Annotated in this window: 18 protein-coding genes and 1 pseudogene; all 19 read right to left on the bottom strand. The window is 32.5% G+C overall.

Annotated features, from left to right (window positions below):
* Positions 1-1,418, bottom strand: a 1,418-nt coding sequence (locus tag AA81_RS07030; protein ID WP_103898654.1) for a glycogen synthase, incomplete at its 3' end; no start/stop codon positions are given.
* Positions 1,419-1,668: 250 nt separating this feature from the next.
* Positions 1,669-2,289 (bottom strand): CBS domain-containing protein, encoded by a 621-nt coding sequence (locus AA81_RS07025; protein ID WP_103066010.1) that lies wholly within the window; start codon positions 2,287-2,289, stop codon positions 1,669-1,671.
* 43 nt (positions 2,290-2,332) lie between these two features.
* Complete coding sequence (locus AA81_RS07020) at positions 2,333-3,556, bottom strand: M20 family metallo-hydrolase (protein ID WP_103898653.1); 1,224 nt, start codon at positions 3,554-3,556, stop codon at positions 2,333-2,335.
* 31 nt (positions 3,557-3,587) lie between these two features.
* Positions 3,588-3,707, bottom strand: a pseudogene (locus tag AA81_RS07015) (CorA family divalent cation transporter); the annotation flags it as partial.
* Entirely contained in the window at positions 3,697-6,891 is a 3,195-nt protein-coding gene (locus tag AA81_RS07010) for a UvrD-helicase domain-containing protein (protein ID WP_103898651.1), read from the bottom strand. The pseudogene AA81_RS07015 and the gene AA81_RS07010, both read right to left, overlap by 11 nt.
* 133 nt (positions 6,892-7,024) lie before the next feature.
* The gene (locus tag AA81_RS07005) at positions 7,025-7,753 is read right to left on the bottom strand and encodes an ABC transporter ATP-binding protein (RefSeq protein WP_103066006.1); all 729 of its coding nucleotides are present in this window, start codon (positions 7,751-7,753) and stop codon (positions 7,025-7,027) included.
* Positions 7,726-8,715, bottom strand: coding sequence for an ABC transporter permease (locus AA81_RS07000; RefSeq protein ID WP_103066005.1), 990 nt, complete (start codon positions 8,713-8,715; stop codon positions 7,726-7,728). Before AA81_RS07000 ends, AA81_RS07005 begins: the two co-directional genes overlap by 28 nt.
* A gap of 27 nt (positions 8,716-8,742) precedes the next feature.
* A complete protein-coding gene (locus AA81_RS06995) occupies positions 8,743-9,684 on the bottom strand; it encodes an ABC transporter substrate-binding protein (RefSeq protein WP_103898650.1) in 942 nt (313 codons plus the stop codon).
* Between the two features lie 307 nt (positions 9,685-9,991).
* Positions 9,992-11,452 (bottom strand): cardiolipin synthase, encoded by a 1,461-nt coding sequence (cls, locus tag AA81_RS06990; RefSeq protein WP_103898649.1) that lies wholly within the window; start codon positions 11,450-11,452, stop codon positions 9,992-9,994.
* 1 nt (position 11,453) lies between these two features.
* Positions 11,454-12,152: a dTMP kinase gene (locus AA81_RS06985; RefSeq protein WP_103077615.1), complete on the bottom strand. Its 699-nt coding sequence runs from the start codon at positions 12,150-12,152 to the stop codon at positions 11,454-11,456.
* Between the two features lie 66 nt (positions 12,153-12,218).
* Complete coding sequence (locus AA81_RS06980) at positions 12,219-12,782, bottom strand: chromate transporter (protein WP_103065557.1); 564 nt, start codon at positions 12,780-12,782, stop codon at positions 12,219-12,221.
* Positions 12,779-13,324, bottom strand: a complete 546-nt coding sequence (locus tag AA81_RS06975; RefSeq protein ID WP_103065556.1) for a chromate transporter — start codon at positions 13,322-13,324, stop codon at positions 12,779-12,781. Before AA81_RS06975 ends, AA81_RS06980 begins: the two co-directional genes overlap by 4 nt.
* Positions 13,325-13,442: 118 nt before the next feature.
* Positions 13,443-14,543 carry a TM0106 family RecB-like putative nuclease gene (locus tag AA81_RS06970; protein WP_103078088.1) on the bottom strand — a complete coding sequence of 367 codons (1,101 nt, stop codon included), beginning with the start codon at positions 14,541-14,543 and terminating at the stop codon, positions 13,443-13,445.
* A 26-nt stretch (positions 14,544-14,569) separates the two neighbouring features.
* Positions 14,570-16,639, bottom strand: coding sequence for a glycine--tRNA ligase subunit beta (gene glyS / locus AA81_RS06965; RefSeq protein WP_103065554.1), 2,070 nt, complete (start codon positions 16,637-16,639; stop codon positions 14,570-14,572).
* The gene (locus tag AA81_RS06960; RefSeq protein ID WP_103065553.1) at positions 16,629-17,492 is read right to left on the bottom strand and encodes a glycine--tRNA ligase subunit alpha; all 864 of its coding nucleotides are present in this window, start codon (positions 17,490-17,492) and stop codon (positions 16,629-16,631) included. The genes glyS and AA81_RS06960 overlap by 11 nt, the downstream gene beginning before the upstream one ends.
* Before the next feature lie 53 nt (positions 17,493-17,545).
* On the bottom strand, positions 17,546-19,213 hold the full coding sequence (locus AA81_RS06955; protein ID WP_103898648.1) for a DAK2 domain-containing protein: 1,668 nt from the start codon (positions 19,211-19,213) through the stop codon (positions 17,546-17,548).
* Positions 19,214-19,229: 16 nt separating this feature from the next.
* Entirely contained in the window at positions 19,230-19,574 is a 345-nt protein-coding gene (locus AA81_RS06950; RefSeq protein WP_169926250.1) for an Asp23/Gls24 family envelope stress response protein, read from the bottom strand.
* Positions 19,575-19,595: 21 nt separating this feature from the next.
* On the bottom strand, positions 19,596-20,420 hold the full coding sequence (amrB, locus tag AA81_RS06945) for an AmmeMemoRadiSam system protein B (protein ID WP_103898647.1): 825 nt from the start codon (positions 20,418-20,420) through the stop codon (positions 19,596-19,598).
* A gap of 29 nt (positions 20,421-20,449) precedes the next feature.
* Positions 20,450-22,537 (bottom strand): secretin GspD/PilQ domain-containing protein, encoded by a 2,088-nt coding sequence (locus AA81_RS06940; protein ID WP_103898646.1) that lies wholly within the window; start codon positions 22,535-22,537, stop codon positions 20,450-20,452.
* Positions 22,538-22,750: the final 213 nt, after the last annotated feature.

Genomic DNA, 22,750 nt, shown 5'->3' with positions numbered 1-22,750 from the left:
TATAATTCGATGTATTTCTTGGCGGTTTTTTCGTAAGAGAAGTCTTCTTTTATACAGTTTTCAAAAATATTTGTCCAGTCATCTTTCTTTTTTTGGTGAAAGTATACGGCTTTCATTAAAGTGTATAATAAATTCGCTTCTTGGTATTCATAAAATCCGAATCCTGTTCCTTTTTTATCTTTTGGGTTGTATTCCGAGACGGTATCCTTCAACCCCCCTGTGTATCTTACAACAGGAACGGTGCCGTATCTCATCGAGTACATTTGGCCTAATCCGCATGGTTCGTACTTAGAGGGCATTAAAAACATATCAGATCCGGCGTATATCTTTTGAGCTAGATCGACATCGAAGGTTATGTTGATGGAGACCTTTTTAGGATAAATCTTTGTCAAGGTAGCAAAATACTCTTCGTATTTTTTATCTCCTGTTCCTAATAGCACAAATTGAATATCAGTGATTAACAAAAAGTCTATTATTTTTGAAATTAAATCGATTCCTTTTTGCTCAAAGAGCCTACCAATAAAAGAGATGAGGGTTATATTTTCATCCTTAACGAGTCCCAGGTATTCCTGCAAACTTGTTTTATTTTTTAATTTGTCTTTGTATGATTCAATGGGATAAAAAATGTGAGGATCTTTTACAGGATCATAAATGCTGTAGTCAATGCCGTTTAATACACCGAACAAATCTTCAGATCGAACCTTCAATATACCTTCAAGTCCATATCCGTATTCTTCGCTCTGTATTTCTTTTGCATAAGTGGGACTTACTGTATTTATTATATTACTGAACAAAATTCCACCTTTCAATATATTTACTTTTCCATAGTATTCTAGAGCGTTTATGTTGAAAAGATAATTGGGTAATCCAGCCTGATTTAGTACTTCAGGGTTAAAAAGCCCTTGATAACCTATGTTGTGTATAGTTAAAATTGTGGCTATCTTTTTTAAAATGTTGTCCTGTAAATAAACGGTTTTTAGATATACAGGTATAAGAGAAGTGTGCCAGTCGTTTGCGTTGATAACGTTTGTGTCCGGTTCACATTCTTTTATAGTTTTTAAAACAGCATCACAAAAATACGAAGTCTTCAAAAAGATATTTTCTTCATCATATATGTTTTTTGAATCGTAGAGGGTGTTCGTTTTAATAAAATAAATTGCTACAGAGGAACCCTCTAAATAACTTTTATAAACACTAAAAGGAGACTTATGTGTATGGGAATCAGGTATTAAGTCTGTTTTTACAAGCTGAAATTTAGAAGTATTAAAATTATTTTCTATGTTTTTATGAAAAGGCATCACAACGTATATGTCTTCTCCTGCATTTTTTATATATTTTGGTAAGGCTCCAGCCACATCTGCCAAGCCTCCAGCTTTAGCAAAGGGAGAGACTTCGTAGGATACGTAAGCTATTTTCATAATATGTATCGCCTCCTAGTGAGTAATTCTATCTTTTCTTTAGTAATTCTAAAAACTGTTTTAGCGCCCTTTCACCCCGCTCCCCACCCATAAGGAAAGGTGGAGTAGGACTTTACCCCGCTCCAGACGTTAAGGGGTAAACCCCTTAATAACCCCAAGTTCAAGGTCAAAAACATTTAAAAACATCGTTTGCACACTGCGGCAAACTTAAAAAGTTTTTTGCACAGAACAGCAAAACGCATTAGCTTTTTTACCTGTCTTTATCTCCATTTTCTTCGTATATACCTTCATACTCTATATTTTCTTCGTCTAATATATCAGAAATGAGGTCAATATTTTTAATACCTAATTTAAGACTGATCATTCTCTTTTCATCACTTATTTTGGCGGTCATTAGAGAAAGAAGGTTGATTTTTCGATTCGCAAATATGCTCAAGAGTTTGCCGAGTTCACCGGGAGCGTCATTTATCTTTATTAATGCCCGTGTTCCTGTTTCATCAATAGCTGAGATGGTTTTAAAGGCTTTTAAAACTTCAAAAAGTCCAAAGACTCCTACAGGGCGCATTTCATTGTTAACAACAGGTAAAACTCTCGCTCTGTTTTCTAACATCAAAACTAGAGCATCTTCTAATAAGTCAGTGTCAAATAAAAAAGAGTCGGTAGGATCTAATAATTCTATTAATTTCGTATCAAAATCATAAGAAGAAAATGTAGGTATATCGTTGAAAGTGATGAGGTTGTACAAAGTTCCATCTCGTCTCACAACGACCAAATTTTCTTCTTCACTGTTTATTTTATCAAAGGCTTTTTGCAGGTTTTCTGTGTACTCAATTGTTTGAAAAGTATCATTTTGCCATAATTTTACATACATCATATAACCCCCAATATAATCTGTAAGGCTCAAAACAATATAATTATAAATTACTCATAAGGTATGCGAAAACTTGGGTATCTTTAATTAAATTATCAATTTTCACGTATTCGTTAGGTTGATGTGCTGTTCCATCAATTGTTGACCAAACAGCAGCAGGAAACCCTGCCCCACGGACTATCGCTGCACAGGTACCTCCACCTATTCCACCAACTTTAGCTTCTATATTTCTAAGATTCATTATACTTTCTTTCAACATTTCTACACAGGGATGGTCTTTTGGTGTGGGTTTTGTTGATTTTTCAAGATGCTCCCCTTCAATTATTATTTTGACATTCCATTTATTCTCGTATTCTTTTGACAGGTTTTTAAGGTTGTTTATTATTTGCTCAACGTCATAATTTGGAAGAATTCTTCCATCGAAATATATAATATCTGTTCCGGGAATGGTATTTATGTTTTCAACATTTGAAACTTTTTTTGTTGGTTCAAAAGAAGAGTAAGGATAATTAAAGAGGTCATCTCGTTGGTTGTAAGTTTCATGGAAATATTTATCCACCGCAACTGCAAAATCCATACCCGCTCTATGGGCGTTAATGGAGATATTGGGCATTGATGCATGGCCTTGCTTCCCAATAGTTGTTATTTTTAACCACATAATCGATTTTTCTGCAACTTCGATGAAACTTCCATCTGGTTCTCCCGCATCTGGTACGTAGAACCAATCTCCTTCTTTAAATAATCCTTGTTTTAATAAGTATTTTATTCCAAATTCTGAACCCGTTTCTTCATCTGAAACCAAAGCTAAGGCGATGTTGTTTTCTGGCCTCACTTTTAAATCCATAATGCTTTTCACGGCATACAACGTTGATATTAGAGATGCTCCGTTGTCTTCACTTCCCCTTCCAAAAATCTTTCCATCTTTTACTACCGGCTGAAAAGGATCTGTTTCCCATAATTTGATATCACCAGCAGGTACCTTGTCCATGTGAGTTACAAACCAAATGGTTCTTTGTGGATTTTGACCTTTGTAGGTTGCAATTATGTTTGGCCTGTATCCATATTCAACAGCATCGTCAGGAGCGTCGTATCTTTTAATTTCGTCGAAATTCCATCTTCTAATCAGAGATTCTAGCCATTCTGCAGCTTCCTTTTCTCCAGGTCCTCCTGCACGTGGGTTGACAGAGTTAATCGATATAAACTTTTTTGAACTTTCAATAATTTCTTCTTTTAATTCTTCTACTTTTTTTATTATATTCTCCTTCATTGAATTATACCTCCCTATAGGTATTTGTAATTCAAAACCATTTTTTCTTTTTGAATATAATTATCATAATTACAGCTATAGTTGCCATGATACCTAAAATTATAAAATACCCAAATTTCCAATGCAATTCTGGCATATTCTCAAAATTCATTTGTAACTTTCTCTTTCGAAAGTAGTGTAATCAATCGTTCTTCAAACTGGGGATCGTATTCAAAAATTATGGGATCTTGTAATGTTTTGATACTTATTATATGTCCCCTTTTTGGAGTCCCAAAATCGGATAATAGATAAAGATAGAATAATATTTGAAATTTATAATCGTTGATTTTTTTTGGATCTCTCAATTCTGAGTATTTGTAATCCAAAATCTCAATATCACCATTTTCTATTATGACTTTATCAGGAATCCCAAATAACATGTATTCTTTTTTTCCTAAATTCAATTTCTTCATGAGTCTCCATTCATTTTTTATTATTTTATTCTCGGTGGACGTGAAGGCTTTTTTCACTATATCTAATTCATCAAAACCCTGTGGTAACTCTCCGCTTTTTATCATATTTTTTATGTGACTTATGTTTTGAGCACTTCTTAGTTTAGAGTGTAAAAACGATCCTCTAAAGATAAGCTCTTGATCTGAAAAAATGTTTTTTGGATCAAAATAAGTTGAAGGAGAAAGAACGGTTCCATTGAGATCTTCTATTAAATCTAGTTCTTCAGTTTTTATTTCATTGATTATGTAAGTTGGGGCTATGTACTTTTTATACGAGATATTGGTTAAGTCTTTAAGATTTTGTTGAGGTATTTCTTTAAAGAAAGTATTTTTTTCATCTTGGTTTAGAGGTTGGAGGGCGTTTTCTTGTGTTTGCTGAATATGATCAGATTGAATTATGTCTATTATATCTGATTCTTTTACCGTTAGGAAGAAATTATTTAATGTATCGGCTTTCTCATTGGACACTAAGATAGGTATCAGCAAGTCTTTCGCTCTTGTTATTCCCACATATACTAATCTATTGGCTTCGGTTTTATCCAAAAACTCGTTGTTTTTAAACCATTTGAGTAGCCAATGATCACTGTTTTCTACACTTTCTTTATATATATTGTTCAAGATGTAATATCTATTTCCATCCGCATTAGGGATCGAAAATTCTGCATTAGAACCATTTTTTGTGCCTGAAATAGAGTTGTGTAAACCAATCATTAATACAATAGGAAATTCCAAACCTTTAGATTTATGGATGGTCATTACTTTCACACTGTTAGAGGTTTCATCTTCTATAGAAGCCTCTTCTTCAGAGATATTAGAAGCATTTTTCAAAAATCTGACCAATTCAGAAAAAGAATTTGCCATATTGTTGTATTCTTCGGCTTGGTTTATAAGTTTTTTTATATTTGATATTGAAACTTCAGGATCATTTGTTAAAGCAAGTTTTGAGAAGTAATTGTTGTCGTTTACTATACCTTTCAGTATAGAAGAAGGAGTTAAATAGTATTTGAGATCCTTGTACTTTTTAAGCACTTTATAACTTTCCACTACATCTTCAGGGAATTCGCTTTGCATATTTTCAAAGGTTTCAAAGAAACTTCCTTGCCTTTTTTCTACTAATTTGGAAAGATCTTGAAAGCTCATACCTACTAGAAGTGACATCATATACCTTACAAACTGGTAGTCGTTGAGAGGATTTTGAATTGAGTTGAGAGCAGCGAAAATAGCTTGAATTTCTGGTCTGTTGTAAAAAGATTTGCTGCCGAATATATAAAAGGGTATATTGTATTTAAAAAAGGTTGTTCTAAGTATTTTCTCTGTATTTTTTAATTCTTTTGAAAGGACAGCGATATCTTTTGGTTCTATTTTTCTTCTTTCATAATATACTTTATTATTTTTTCTTACTTTGAAATCCATTTCTTGTCCTAACAACTTTTTTATAACTTTTGCCAACGTCTCTATTTCAATGGCAAGACGATTTTCTTGGTTGTTTAATCCGTTGTCATCCGTGGGTTCAATTATTATGTATTTAACTCTTTTAGTATCATCTTCACTCAACGTGGAAATCGTTTCGGTCTCTTGGGGAGGGATTTCAGGTTCTGATATATCTTCTTCTTGGAAAGAGAGGTTTTCTAAAAGGTTGGGATCGATATCTGGCATCTGTAAATTATCTCTTTTAAATAAAGAGAATTCAGAAAGACGATTCGCGAAATTTATGATTTGTTGATGGGATCTTCTGTTTTTAGTTAATTTTCCTAAAAGAACTTCTTCATCAGAGTTTTGAGCTTCTGTTAAAGAACGAGAAAACACAGAAACATCCGCTCCTCTGAAACGATAGATGGATTGTTTTCTATCTCCAACATAAAAAAAGTAATTATCTGTGGTATGGAGTTTGTCAAAGATTTCTTTTTGAAGATAATTAGTATCTTGAAATTCGTCAACTATGATATATTTGAATTTATTTTGGTACTTTTTAAGAAGATCGGGGTTATTTTCGAATTCTTCTACAACCTTTTCTAAAACCGCTTTGAAGTCGTACAAAAAATTATCGATGGTTAATCCCAAATAGAATTCACTAGCGATAAGAGAAATAATTTTGACAAGCCATAAGAAGTCTTTGTAAAGTTCGGTGAGTTCTTTATCTGCTAATTCCAAATCATTAGTTAATAAGACTCTTGACATTTCAATACGCCAGTTGGAAACAATATCTTGAATTATTTTTTCAAACTTGTCCAATCCTATTTCAGAAAGTATATTTTTAAAGGATTCTTTAAATTTTGTTTTTTCTCTGTTCAAAGTTTCAACATACTTTTCTATTTTTTCCTTTCTTTTTGTGGATAAGAAGTTGAGCCAATCTATTTCTTTATCTTGATATATTTCTAAGGCGACTCTTAGAGCAGAATAAACCGATCTTTCAACTTCTCGATCTCTTTGAAAATCGCTTATTATACTAAAATTTGGGTCTACCCCCATGGAAATGTTGTTTTCTCTTATTATCCTTGAGCAAAAGCTGTCTATAGTTTTAATCCATGAGCGGGATAAATTAATTTTTACTTCGTTCCAATATTGGTACCATTCTAATTTGCTGATGCCATATGGAGGTTTTTTAACCAGTTTGTTTGAAACCTCTTCCATAATCCTATTCTTCATTTCAGAGGCGGCTTTATTTGTGAAGGTCACCGTAAGAATATTATCAACTATGTCAGCATTTGGGAAATTCTTTTCTAATACTTTTATAAAATATTGTGTAAGAATATAAGTTTTGCCCGTTCCCGCTGATGCCGAGATGAAGAAATTCCTGTTTGGATCATCTATCTCTTTGTAAACATCAACTTTTTTTACAGTCATTTAGTATCTTGTCCTTTCAAATTTTGAAACAATCTGTTTTAAATATTATACCATAATTATATTATTGATTAAAAAAGTAAAGACGCCCTGCTGGATAGAGCGTCTAGAAGATAAGTTATAATTATTTTATTTTTTAATTAGCTGTAATTTTTTTAAATTCTTCTTTGTTGTGTATTTTTTCGTAGACAAAATCTTTTGTAACTTTTCCGTCTTTGATTTCCACTATCCTACTTGAATATTTTTCTACTATTTTCATATTGTGCGTGATCATTATGATGGTTAGTCCAAGCTCTTTATTTATCTTCATTGTTAGTTCCATCACCTTTTCGACATTTTTGGGATCAAGAGCTGCAGTATGTTCGTCTAATAGCAGAAGATCAGGCTTCGTTATAGATGCAAGTACCATGGCGAGAGCCTGTTTTTGTCCCCCGGAAAATTCTTTGACTTTTGTTTTAAGCCTATTTTCTAATCCCATGTTTAAAGACTTCAACAATTCTAATCCTTGATATTTTCCAAATGAAAAGAATCTGTTGCCTTTTTTGGATCCCAAGATCAAATTTTCTTCAAGAGTTAAATCAGGGAATACACCTCTATCAGGTTCTTGATACACTATACCGACATTTCTAAAGAGTTTGTAGGGCTTGGTTCTTTTTATGCTTTTGTTATTTAGCGTGAAACTGCCTTCATCTAACACTACCTCTCCGGTTAAAACTTTAAGAAGCGTTGTTTTTCCCGCACCGTTGGGACCTATGATAGTGACGAATTCTCCCTTTTTAACGCTTAGTTCAAATTTGTCCAAGGCTTTTTTTTCATTAACTTGATTTTTATTGTATACTACTCTGATGTTTTTAAGCTCAACCATTTTTTAAATTCTACCCTCCTTAATCCTATTACTATTATTATGAACAACGCAGTTATTAGTTTCATATCGCTTGATTGGAAGCCGATTATGTAACCATATCTCATAGCTAATGCCAGTAAAAATTGATAGACAACAGCTCCAATTATGGGGCATAACATGTTATAGAACGAATTAAACCTGCCAAATATGATCTCCCCCAAAATAACCGCGGCTAAAGAAGTTACAACTATGCCTTGCCCCATATTTACATCTGAAAATCCACCGTACATAGAGAACAAGGATCCCGAAAGCCCCGCGAAGAAATTTCCTAAAAATAATCCGATTATACTCATAATTTCGGGATTCATACCGAGGTTTTTGATTCCTGCCTTGTTACCTCCGTATCCCCTGAGCGCAATTCCTAACTCCGTTCTCAAAAAGATTATTGTTAGAAGAGCAGATACAAATACTATCGAAGCTATTAGGATGGTAGAATTATATCCAGAGTTTTCTCTGAATGGTGATAAGGTTTTTTTGGTATCGTTTATTGGTAAATTACTTTGACTTTCATTTAAGCTACTCATACCTAAAATGTCATCTAACTTCGTTTTTTCCGTGTATTGTGCTTCTTGCTGGGCTGTTATTTCTTTTGGAACAGAAACGTTCGGCCCATTCATGACCCTTATGTTTATCGAATAAAGCATGGTCATAACCAATATGCTAGCTAACAAAGAATTGACTTTTAATTTGTTATGTATTAGTGCGGTTATTATTCCAAAAAAACCGGCCATTAAACCACCTAGAATCATACACAGTATCCAAGGCAGGCCTGCGTACATAAACGCAACGGTCACCGCTCCTCCCAATACATACGATCCATCAGGTGTTAAATCCGGAAGGTCGATGACTCGGAAACTTATAAACACGCCCATTGCAACTAGGGAGGCTATTAATCCTTGTTCTAATATACCGACTAAATCCATAATTTTCCTCCTAAAATTTTTTCATGATCATTTTGTATCTACTATTTCATCTGCAATGTCTAAAAATTGTTGAGGTATATTTATATCAAGTGCCTGAGCTCTGTCCAAATTTATATAAAAGGTTAGAGCATCTGCCCCCACTATTCTTGACTCAATTTCGTAAGGTTTTTTGCCGTTTATAAGATCGAGGACAATTTTTCCTGTTTCTATTCCTACTTGATAATAATCAAAGCCAAAACCTAAAACTGATGTTTTTCTAGCTATATCAATGTCTCCTGCAACTACCGGAATCTCGTTTTTTTCAAATACTTGTCCTAAGATTTCAGCTGATGAAGCAACCAAATTATCTGTGTATAGATAGGCAACATCTATCCTGTTTGCCTGAGCGTTTAGGGAAGTTACAAGTTCGTTAGCGTTCGTTCCTGTAATTTCTATTACATTGAATCCAAGTTGAGGTGCAAATTTCTTGGTTTGATCTGCTAAAAAAACCGAGTTAGCTTCTCCGGTATTGTAAAGGATTGCTAAATTTTTGGCATCAGGGAATATTGTTCTTATAAGGTTTACATGAGTTTCAACAGGGACCATATCGCTTATTCCAACAACATTTCCTGGATTTTTACCAAATTTGGGGATCAAACCTGCACTGATTGGATCAGTAACGGCACTGAATACCACCGGCTTATCTTTTATTTCAGTTGCCGCTGCTTGAGCGGAAGGGGTTGCTATTGCAACTATTATATCTACATCTGTTTTGAATTTGTTGGCTATAGTTATCGCATTTTGAAAACTATTTTGAGCACTTTGATGCTCATATTCAAAATCTACACCTGACTCTTCAAGGTAATCAACTATTCCCTGATAAATCTTGTTTAAAGCAGGGTGTTCCACAATTTGTGTGATGCCAATCTTTACACCGAAAGCAAATGTGAATAGAGAAACGATTACCAAAGTTGTTAATACTTTTTTCATACCCTCACACCTCCTGGAGATTTTGTTTTCTCCGTATTTATTAAAAAAAAGGTGTCTACTTTTCGTAGACACCCACTTGTTTCTTCTTATACCTACTTGCTAGCTAATAGGTAATGGAAGGCACCAAGTTGGGTGTCTTTCCAATACCAAAAGTAGAAATATTGATTATTTTTTGATTTTACATCATTGAGAGGATTTGTTAAAAAGTGTAATGAAATTTTTTTCATAGTAACCCTCGCTTAATTGAAATTTAATTTTCCAAATTATACATCAATCAATAAGAATTGTCAAGTAAAAATTTTAATTTTCACAAGAGATTAGAGAAAATTTTGCTGAATGCTTCGGTAAATTTGATAAGGAAAGGTTGATTATTGAAGTAATCTTGAGAAATGTGAGAACTAATTTTTAAATCCTCAAGAAAAATATCTTCTATTTGTTGAGTTTTTTCCCTATCGTATATTAAGAGATTTGCTTCGTAATTCAGTTCAAAGCTTCGAATATCTATATTTGCGGTCCCTACGGTTGATATTAAACCATCTATGGATACAAATTTAGAGTGTATGAATCGATCTTTTCTGTAAAAATAGACTTCAACACCATATTTTATAATTTCTTCCAAATATGTTCTTGAAGCAAAATATACTAAAAAATGATCCATCTTTCCTGGAAATAAGATTTTTACTTTAATACCTGAAAGAGCAGCTATTTTCAAAGCCGAAAGAATACTATCATTTGGGATGAAGTACGGGGTAGCTATGTATATATGGTCTTTAGCAATAGTAATCATCTTATGGATCGTTTGCATTATGGATGAATTTTCTGACTCTGGGCCGCTCACCGCTATTTGTATTAAAGAGTTCCCTTTTCTCTCTTGTTTTTTAAAGTATTTACTAGGATCTATTTTTTCTTTTTTTCTCTCTGCCTTTACAATTGTTTGATAGTCTTCAAAGAAAATTTTTTGAAGTCCGTTTACAGCCTCTCCTCTAACTTTTAAGTGGAGGTCTCTCCAATATCCCAAACTACTTTTACCAATGTATTCATTTCCAATGTTTATCCCTCCGATAAATCCGATTTTAGAGTCAATTATCGCTATTTTTCTGTGATTTCTGTAATTTACCTGAGTATTTACAAATTTAAGTAAGGGCGATAAAAAATAGCTATAAAAAGCAATTTCAACTCCTGCATTTTCTAATTGCTTTATATAGCTTTTCTTTAGACGTCCTGAACCTATTTTATCCATAATAAATTTAATTTCTACTCCTTCTTTAGCCTTTTTTATCAGGAGGTCTTTGAGTTTTTTTCCTGTTTCATCGTCTTTTACAATATAGTATTCTAAATTGATAGATTCTTTTGCGTTTTCAATTTCTTTAAAGAAAGAAGAGAATTTTTCTTTCCCATTTTTAAAAATTTCTATGTCGTTTCCCAAAAATAAAGGTGACTTAGAGTTCCTTTTTAAAAGATTAATTAGTTGTAAGTATTGAATATCATTTTCCCCAAGTACCTTCTTTAGCCATTCTTTTTCTTCTTGCGATAAAGTAGTGTTTGAATTCAAGTAAATATCACTGGTAAGTTTTCTTCTTTTCCAGTTTCTTCCAAAAAAAAGATAGATTACAAATCCTATAAGTGGGATTACGGCGAATATTAAAAGCCAACTTATAGTTTTTTCTTGTTTTTTTCTTTCCAAGATGATGACAGTCGTAGCAACAACAGCATATATTAATACAAAAAAAGTCCAAAAACCAAATTTGAAAATTATAGCAAAGGCCATTTTATATTTCTCCTAAATCTCTTATGTTTTTCCATATAGAGTAAATCTCTTCATGAATTTCTTCGATTGTTTTTAATTCTTCGTTTTCTTTTAAGCAGTTTATTATCTTCCAATTGTACTTTTGGGCAACATATTTAGCATTTTCATATGTCTTGTTTATATACTCAATATTTTTTTCGTGGATATCTTTTCCTGTTAGATCTATTATTTTTTCCTTTCTCTTTCTGAGCAATTCTATACTTATTTTAGGAGGAATATCTAAAAATATTACGTAATCAGGCTTTGGCAAATTAAATTTGTTGAATTCCAAATCCAAAAGCCATTCCAAAAATTCATCCTTTTCACTTTGATTTTCGAATTTTGAAGATTGATATATCATGTTGGAAGTTGTATACCTATCAGATATTAAAATTCCACCAGATTCATATAAAGGTTTCAATTCTTTTTGATAAGTTGCGAATCGGTCCACGGCAAAAAATGTGGAAGCAGCGTAGGGATTTATTGCTTCAGGATTTTCTCCAAATTCACCTTTTAAATACATTTTTATCAAAGCGGAAGAGTCGCTTTTGTAATTTGGAAATTCAACTTTAAATGCCTTGATTTTTTCATCTTTTAATCTTTGTGACAATATTTCTGCTTGTGTGGCTTTGCCACTTGCGTCCGTTCCAGATTCTATTACAATAAGCATTCCTTTTTTCATAAATATCCTCCTACCGTTTAAGCACAGGTGTCTGTGCTTATTTTACTGATTAACTAAGTTAATAAGTTAAAACTTAAAAATGATTCCAACAGCCGCTCCTAAAGCCAAATAAACTACAGGATGCTTTTTAAATCGTTTCATTAAATAAATGATGATTAGAAACAATATTATAGCCTTAAAATTGAACACAGAAACCAAAGTTTGAGTTTCTGTAAGCCTCTCAAGATAAAATAAGGAAACTTTTGCTACTTCATACGTTGCGGCACCTATCAGCCCAACCACTGCCGGTCTTAAAGCATAAAATCCACTTTGTATAAATGGTTTTTCATTGAACCTTTGAAAGTAATGGGCAATTGTAGTAATAATAATTATTGAAGGTGTCACTATCCCCAGCACAGCTATTATACCACCAAAAATACCTCCCGAGTTGTAACCCACAAATGTTGCTGTGTTTATTCCAATAGGTCCCGGCGTAGATTCGGATATAGCTATATAATCAGCTAAGTCATTAAGGGTTAACCAATCATACTTACGAGCTAGATCTTGAAGAAAAGGTATAGTTGCTAAACCTCCACCTACAGAAAAAAGTCCTATTTTAAAGAATTCAAAAAAAAGTATAATGTAATTCACTTTCTATCATCATCTTTATTTTGTTGTATAATCAATCCGACTATGAAAGAAGTTATCACAACTACAACTGGAGATAGTTTTAGGAAGGCAACAACAATAAAAGCAACTGAAAATATAATTATACCTATGTAATCTTTGATAGACTTTTTCCACATATTTATTATAGCGTTCAACATGAGTGCAACTACAACTACCCTAATGCCACCGAAAGCATTTTGTACTATTTGCAAATTTTGAAATTGTTCGAAAAATATGGCAATAATGGTTATTATTACGATAGAAGGGAAGACCATCCCTAAGGTTGCAAATATTCCTCCAAGGATTCCTTTTAATTTGTAACCTATGAAAGTAGCTGTATTTATAGCGATTATTCCGGGTGTACTCTGCCCAATGGCATAATAGTCAATTACTTCCTCATCAGTTGCCCAATTGTGTTTTTTAACAACTTCTTCTTGAATCATTGGTAACATTGCGTAGCCACCACCAAAAGTTAGACTCCCGATTCGAGCAAAAGTTATAAACAAATTCCATAAATCTTTCATAGATACCCTTAGCTCCTTCTATATAATTTTTGAATAGTTTTTATTAACATTAAAAAAGACTTATGTATAGTATCGAACAGACTATACATAGGTCTTATTTAGAGAGTTTATGAACGGATTAAATGGTCTTAAGACTTTCTAATACTAATTTTGTGGCTCGACAATCATCTTCGTTGTATTTAAAAATATTTTTCAAAGCATTTTTATTGCCATTCAAATAGCTTTTGTATTCGGGTATAACAGCAAAACCATTTAACTCTGTTTTCCAATCAAAACCAAAGTATTTGCTGATGTCTTTTAATGAATAAGAGACAACAGGTAAGCTATAATTTTTTCTTATTATTTCGTATAGATCACAAGTTCTTGAGGAGATTTTATTTAATTTATCTCTCAATATAGGATATTTAGATGAAAGTTTTTTTAAGGCTGTAAGATCGTTTTTATCGTAGTGCAATAGCACTTTGTCTCTTTCATACAGAAAATCTACCATTTTTACAGCGTTTTTGTATGCGTTTTTTCCTAAAAAGAAAGGGATATAAGTTTCATTCTCTAAAAATCCAAACAAAAAGTCTTTATTTAAATAAGTTTCTACGTCAAAGACTATATAATCTTCTGGAAGAGAGTGCTTATCAATCACGTAAACTTGGTTTTCAATTAGAGACTTTAGATTGTATAAAGGCTTTTTGAATCTTTTGTCTAATTTTTCTATTTGATTGGTTTTTATAACTGTCAAGGGATCCAAATTCATGTTTTTTAAATCCTCAATCATAGGTTTACTTAAATTTGGGACTACAGAATAATCTCCTTCCCTTAAAAATTCCAAATGACATTGGTTTTTAATTTTGCAAAACTTGCAGTGTGACCCATGGACTTTTTTCGTTGATTTAAGTTTGTTAAGTTCTTTCTTTATCCATTTTTCTCTTAAAAGAATATCTGAAACATTTATTTCGTAACTTCCATTGGATGTTTCCAAAACTATTCTTTTTATAGGTTCACCCTTATCTTTGAAATATCTATATACGGTATATATATGTAACCAATAAGACTTTTTAAAATTGTTCCCCATTCTAACGATTTTCACTACACCGTTGTTAATACTTTCAAAATTAGCTTCAACGTTCAAACCATTTAGGTTAATATCAAAGTAGGAGCCTTGCCTTTTATAGGTAGGAACAAAATAACTACAACTTTTAAAATTTTCATAGTAAAGTAAATCCATTGTTCAAACACGCCTTATCTTAAAATTTAGCCCTTGTATAATTTTTCCACGTCTCCAATTTCATAAAACAGAGCAGATAAAGATTTTAAAAAACCTAGTCTATTGCTTCTTATAGATTCGTCTTCAGACATAACAAAGATGTTATCAAAATATCTGTCAATATTTTCTTTTAAAGAGATTAAGCTTTCAATTGCCCCGTCGTAATCTAATTTTTTCAAACAGTTTTCAAAATGGGATTTGACTTCTAAATATTTTTGAAATAATGTTTTTTCTTCTTCTTCTATGAATAGTCTTCCATTATATTCTTGGGATTTATGATTTTTCGAAATGTTGTTTACCCTTTGAAACGCAATAATAAAATCTCGAAATTCTTCTTTTTTTATAAACTTGTCCAAAGATTTTGCAGCCAAGTAAGCTCTTAAAGGTTTATATATATTTATTAAAACCGAATTTATAGCCTCTTTGGATATTTTTTCTCTTTCTAAAATGGTTTCTAAACGGTTGGATAAGAAATTTATTAACTCATTTTCTACAGATTTTATTGAGATATTAGATTTTCCACTTTCAACGAAGGTCTTTTCTGATAAATCGATAAGTTCTTTAAGATTCAGGTCCCAATCCAACGATATTAAGATTCTTAAGATTCCAAAAGCTTTTCTTCTCAATCCAAAAGGATCTTTTGATCCTGAAGGGATCTTTCCAATACCGAAGTATCCAACGAGGTCATCTATTTTATCAGCTAAGGAGACGAGGTTAGCGACTAAATTTTGAGATATTTCATCATTTTCCGAAAGAGGCTTGTAGTGTTCTTGGGCCGTTAAGAAAACATCTTCATTTTCTTCTTTATGTTTCAAATAGATTCTCGCCATAATTCCTTGCAATTCAGGAAATTCATATACAACTTTGGAAGGAATGTCAATTTTACATAACAACCCGGCTCTTTTAACTACATCTAAATTTTCAAAACCCAGTTTTTCGGCAATTTTTGAACTGAGTGTTGATATTCGCTCACATTTTTCTCTGTAATTACCTAATTCTACTTGATAAGTAATACTCTTTAAATCTTCAAGCCTCTTCTGTATATCCGCTTTTAAGTCATCTTCATAGTAAAAAGCCGCATCGTCTAATCTTGCGTTTATTACTCTAGTATAGCCATTTGTAACGTTGCCTTTCCTGCCAAAGCCGTCTTGGAAAGCTATGTATTTATTGATTACCTTTCCATCTTTCATCGCCACAAAACTTCTTTGATGGTGTCTTACAGTGACAATAATAATTTCTGGGGGTAGAAAAAGATATTTTTCATCAAAACTTCCAACTACCCCTTTGGGAAATTCTGTCATTTTGGCAATTTCTCGAATTAAATCCTCGTGCTCTTCCAAAGAAATCTTGATATTATATTCATCTTCTAACTCATGAATTTCTCTCTCTATTACTTCTATTCTTTCTTCATATAGAGGGATTACATAGTTCTTTTTTAATTCACTAAAGAAACTTTGAGGATTTGTAATCAATATCTCTTCACCAAAAAAACGATGGCCATAACTTTTGTTGGAGGATTTTTCATCGAATATTTCAAATTCTAAAATCTCTCTGTTGTACAAACCTAAGACCCAATGTACCGGTCTTACAAAGGTGTAATTACCTTTTCCCCACCTCATACTTTTGGCAAAATTCATGTTGGTTATCAATTCTGGAATGATATTTTGTAAAATAATTTTTGTGGGTTCTCCCGCTTTAACAGACTCTATATATGCGTATTCTGCGCCGTCATTGTTTTCAAATTTTACATCTTTTACCTGGACACCTTGGCTTTTAGCAAAACCTTCGAGTGCTTTCGTGGGTTGGTTATTTCCATCAAAGCAAATCTTTTTTGGAGGACCTTTTCTTTTTTCTTTTTTATCAGGTTGTTTATCTGGAAGGCCCACGATGTAAGCTCCAAACCTACGAGGGGAAATAAAGATATTCATGGATAAAAAATTTAAATCATTTTTTTCAAATGATTTTTTTAATTCTTCTTCTAATTGAGCTCGGATATTATCAAATTCTGATGGGGGTAAATCTTCAACACCTATTTCAAAAATTGCTCTATTCAACATCAATTACCTCCGCATTTGAACTGTCGATATATAGTTTTGCACAGCTTTTCGCCATATTCCTTATATCCAATATGTATTGATGCCTTTCGTTAACTCCAATGGCATTTCTTGCGTCCAATAAGTTGAATACATGTGCTGATTTTGCTAAATAGTCGTATGCAGGTAAATATAATTGTTTTGCAATTAGCCTTTGAAATTCTTTTTTATACATATTGTAAAGTGTTTTAAGCATGTCTATATCAGCTTCTTCAAAATTATAGTAAGAAAATTGCCTTTCGTTTTCTTTATATATGTCTTTGTACTTTACATTTTTATTCCATTTGGTTTCATAAACGTTGTCGATATTCTGTAAATACATAGCTATTCTCTCAATTCCATAAGTAAGCTCAACGGGAATATAGGTTAATGGGATGCCTCCCATCTGTTGAAAGTACGTGAACTGAGTAATCTCCATACCATCTAACCATACTTCCCATCCAACTCCCCACGCACCTAAAGTAGGAGATTCCCAATTATCTTCTACAAACCTTATGTCATGTTCCTTAGGGGATATCCCTAAAGATTCCAAAGACCTAATATATAGATCTTGAATGTCTTTGGGTGAAGGTTTGATAACTACCTGGTATTGATAAAATCGTTGCATTCTATTCGGATTTTCGCCGTATCTACCGTCTGTTGGTCTTCTACAAGGTTGAGCATAGGCAACTCTCCATTCATTTGCTCCAAAAGACCTAAAAAAAGTGGCAGGACTGTATGTCCCTGCCCCCATCTCAATATCATAAGGTTGGTCTATAACACATCCTAAATCGGACCAATATTTTTCTAAGTTCATAATCACATCTTGAATGTACAAATCAAATCCTCCATTCTTCTTGGATAAATTATTAAATGATTATTTGTCAGATTTCACTCAACGGAAATGAGAAGTGGATAATGTCTCTGTCCACCGTTGTGAATTTCTACCTCTATATTGGTGTATTTTCGGGTCAGATTTTTTATTAGTTGATCGATCTTTTCTTTTTTGGCACCTTCACCGTAAATTATAGTAATGATTTCATAGCCTTTTTTTATTAGTTCCTCTAAAACTTTTTCCGTTTCTTTATAAACGTTCTTTCCATGAGCTTTTAACTCTTTTCCAAGAAATATTAGATACTCGCCTTTTTTTATCTTTTCACCCTTAATGGTGGAATCCCTGACCGCATAAGTAACTTCAATCGGAACGATAGATTTAACGTATCCCATCATGGATTCTTTTAGTTCTTCTTTGTCCATATTGTCATCGAAACCAAGCAAGGCACTTATACCCTCTTGAACATGTTTTGTAGGTAATATCAATACTTCTTTATCTGTTAAATCTATAGCCTTTTCAGCAGCCATAATTATATTTGGATTATTGGGGAGTACGATCACCTTTTCTTGTGGAACTTTATTAATTGCATTTGAGATATCTTTTACACTAGGATTGGTAGTTTGACCTCCAAAAATAACTTGATCCACTCCCAAACTTTTAAAGATTTCCGAAATTCCTTTTCCTGGAGAGACTGCAATCACACCCCAATTTTTATTGTTCAAATTATTGTTAACGGCCACTTTGGCTTGCTCTATATCGGCTGTTTTGCCCTCTTTTTGTTTTGTTATAATGTGTTCATGTTGAGCTTTCATGTTGTCTATCTTTGTTTTGATTAATTCGCCATGTTCTAAAAACTTTTCAAAGACAAGACCTGGATGATTGGTGTGTATGTGTGTTTTTAATATGTCATCCTGATTAACTAAAACGATGGAATCTCCGAGACCTTCCAAAAAACTCCTTATTTCTTCTAAGGTCTTTTTTTGTATAGGCTGTTTCTGGAATTTTACTATCGCTTCTGTGCAATACTGGTATGTTAGTTCTTCATAGGCTATTTCTGTTATTTGTTCAGGTGTGGCAGACTCTAATTCCTCTAGTTCTACTTCAATATCACCGTGAAGTGCGTCGTTCATCCCTTTTATGATGTAAGCAAGTCCTTTTGCTCCAGCATCCACAACATTCGAATCGCGTAATTTTTTTAAATATTTTGGGGTTTCCTCTACTATTTCAAATGAATACTTTACCATCGCATCGAAAAAAACCAAAAAATCTTTTTCTTCGAACATAGTTTCTTCCATCTTTTCTGACAATCTTCGTATTAAAGTCAACATTGTTCCTTCAACTGGTTTCATAACAGCGTTATAAGCTCTATCTTTAGCATTTTTGAGAGCCTTTATAAAATCTTGGGTGTTGATTCTTTTCTTTTTTTCGAGAATTTCTGTTATTCCACGAAATATTTGTGACAAAATAACACCTGAGTTACCTCTTGCTCCTAACAAAAGGCCTCTTCTTAAACTTTCCATCATAGATTTCATATCGTTCTTATCTTCAACTTCATCCATACTTTTACAAGCCTCGAGCATACCTGCTAACATATTATTACCTGTGTCCCCATCTGGGACAGGAAAAACATTCAGGGCGTTAATTTCATCTTTGTTTTTAGCTAATTCTTCCGTACCTTTTTTTAAAGCCAGATATAGGTCTTTTGCATACAAAAACTTGAGCATTAAACAACACCTTCTCTCAATATTTCAGGCCAGATATGCTCACATTTACTTTGATATTGTCAAAATTTAACATAGATGTAACTCTATGATGAACATTCTCTTGTATATTTTGAGCGACTTTTTTTATGGGGAGACCATATTCAAAAACAAGGAAAAGATCAACTACTATACTTTCTTCATTTTCCGATACATTTATCCCTCTATCTTCACTTCTTGACCATAAATTTGATATTCTATCAAAAAATCCTTGTTTTCCAGAGATTTCAACCGTACCGTAGGATTCGATAACAGCTTTATACACCAATTCTTTTATAACATCGTTTTTGATATCTACCGTACCAAATTCTGTTTCTATTAACATGAGGTTCACCTCCATAGTTTATTATTTTTGTAAATTACTAACTATTGCAGAAAGGTATCCAACTACCGCTTCATAATCGCCACTTTTCTCGCCACTCGTCGTGTGATCGATTATTTCAATATCATCAAATCCTATACTTAAAAGAACAGCGACGGGACCATATCCACACATACTGATATTATATCTTTTTATTGTATCATACATTTCTTGCAAATCCATCTTTTTTAATGTTTCTATAACTTTTTCATCTTTTAGCAACGTCTTTTCGTGACTTTCATAATGGTTCATATCCGAAGAAGCTATGATCAAATCTCCTTCTTCTATAATATTTGCTAAAATTTCTCCAAGGTTTTTGGAGGTTTCTAAACTTTGATCCATCATACAGATAGGTACAATTTCAAAATCATTTCCCATAGCATACTGAAGAAAAGGTAGTTGTACCTCTAATGAATGTTCACTTAAATGTGCATATTCATCGTTATAAATATCTAACTCTTTCAAAATCTTTCTTGTGGTTTTTTCGTCAACTTTTATTTTTCCCAAGGGGGTTTCCCAACTACCACTTGTAAAAATTGATATTTTAGACCCTAATCCTGTATGATTAGGCCCTAACAAAAATACTCTTTTTGCTATACCTTTTTCAAATATCTTTTTGTAAGCTTTTGCTGCGGTTTCTCCAGAATATATGTAACCAGCATGAGGTACTATAACCCCCATAGGAGGAATTAATTTTTCAGAATTTACTTTAAAAGTATCACCAAAAAAACTTTTTATAAGGGTTTTTAAATTTTCTGGATTCGAAGGGTAAAAAGCACCTGCAACCACAGGATTCCGAACCTTCTCCATTTCTTAACGCCTCCTGAGAGACAGATGTTTCAGAAATAATTCTCAATTTCAGGTTTATTAGATACTTCAACATGTATGAGAATAACCAAATCGTATACATTTTCCGTTTTTTCATAAGAAGTGAATAATTGTCCTATTACTGGTATTTCTTTGAAAATAGGGATACCGCTTTCGTTTTCAACTATGCTGGTAAAATTCAATCCACCTAATTTTATAAAACCACCGTTGGGTATGGTAAATTTACTACTCATGTTTCTTTCATCAACTATGTTTTTATCTTCATTTTTCAATTCGCTTATACTAATATCTAATTCGGTGTTGACTAATTTTGTGATATTGTCATATTCCCCACTTACTTCCATTATAAAACCTGATTCTATTTTTGAAACTATCTTACCTTCCTCATCGAATACGGGAACCGATAAGACAGATTTTATTGATGCTGGTTCACCTTCATTGACATATATTACAGGTTTTGATATTAATGAAGCTCTATCTTTGCTACCATTTATTATACCATCAAATTGTAAAGTTAATAAGTAAAGTTCTTCTACAGAGAATCTATCAACATTTTGTCCTGAGAAAACGAAAATCTCGTATTTCAATAGTTTTTTCTGTTCGTAAAATCTAAGGGTATTCGATCCGATATTCTCGTACCAAATGTCTTGTGATACCAGATAAGGCTGTAATGATGACATATCTAAATTAAAATTATTGATGGTTACCTTCTTATCGTTTTCAAAATCTGATATAACGTTTATAGATTGTGCTTTTGCTACCAAAGAAATTAACTCTTTTAAGTCGATTTCAACGTTGCTCTCTTCATAAGGAAATGAATTCAGAATATTTTTCACAAAGCTTGTTATGGATTCTTCGTATTCTAACATATATAGGGCATAATCTTCCTGTTCTGTAATTTTTGAAAATCGGATATTCTCCTGGATTAATAGTTTCTCAAAAATTGTACTCTTTTTAACAGGAATGGTAACAAGTTCTTTGTTAATTATGGGTTTGGACGTGCCGGGAACAACTCGAGGTTGAACAAGTTCGTTAATTTTTTCCGCTATCTTTATTGATTCACTACTTCCCATTAAAAAGAAATTTTGTTCGTCTAACTTGTAAGTCTTTATAGGTAGAATCTCTTCTAAAAATGTCATATCGTAGGTAGACGTTAAAACAATATAACTTTCATCATCGTAATTCTCTTTCTTTTCAATATGAGTAGGCGTTTCATTAATTTCTTGTGATGCTATTAGTAAAGACTCATCGTATGTTTCTGGAATTTCGTTTAAATAATTTATTAGTTCTTTAATTTGATCCTTTTCCCCTTCTTTAGCAAGTACAGCGTAGTAACTATCCTCAAAAAAGGCTACTTTACAATCAAATATTTTTTCTAAACGGGTTAGGTCATACTTTGATTCAAAGAAAAGCAAATATTCTTGATTTTTATCTAAAGAATCTTCCTTTGAAGAGACTCGCATAAAATTTGTTGATGAACTTTCTTCAGAGATATTTTCATTTTCAATGAATAAAGGCAAGTCATTTTCAAAGGCAGAAGCTTTTTTACCTATTAATACAGTATCTTCATCGTAAAAGATTGTATTTAAAGAATAAACTTCATTCAGCATTCTTAAAAAATGTTCTATATGTATTTCATTTGAATTTATAGCGAAAAAGGTGTCGGGTAATTCTTCGGTTTTTATCCAATTCCAGCCAATGTATGTAAACAACATATCTATAGCGTCATTTAACTTTATTTTTTCAAAGTTTATCTGTTGAAAAGTGTATGGTTCATATCCATAAAAGGTTATCCTATCGTCCTTTATTTCGAAATTGTTCATTGGATAAAGAGATTTGATTGTAATTACTTTTTTTGAAGTAGAGACTTCTTTTACAGGCCCTTTACTGATTTTGTAATTAGCTTGTTCAAAAATTTCCTCTTCGAAAGAAATTTTGTAAATGGTCTTTGAATCGTTTGGATAAATTTCAAACTTACTTTGCGTTTCAAAAAATACGATATTGGCGTTGGTGGATGAGTCATAATCTATGAAAAAACCAAAGAAAAATGAAGGTAATAGTAAAAAAATAAAGAAAAGAGATTTCTTCTGCCTCGGCATGAGACCCCCTTAAAATTCAGTAAAAACAGTATAAATTTGTTATTTTAGTTGGGTTTAAAAAATGCCTTTAGAAAGTTTTAGAATATGGATATGTTTTAGAATATTTTCTTATTACTTTAATTATACCATAAAAACTTAAAAACTCTCTTTAATAGTCATTTGCGTTGTAACTCTTTTGAAATTGAAAAACGCCCTTTTAGGGCGTCTTTATTT

It is taken from the genome of Petrotoga halophila DSM 16923 (genome assembly GCF_002924615.1).
This window is presented reverse-complemented; position numbering and strand designations above follow the sequence as displayed.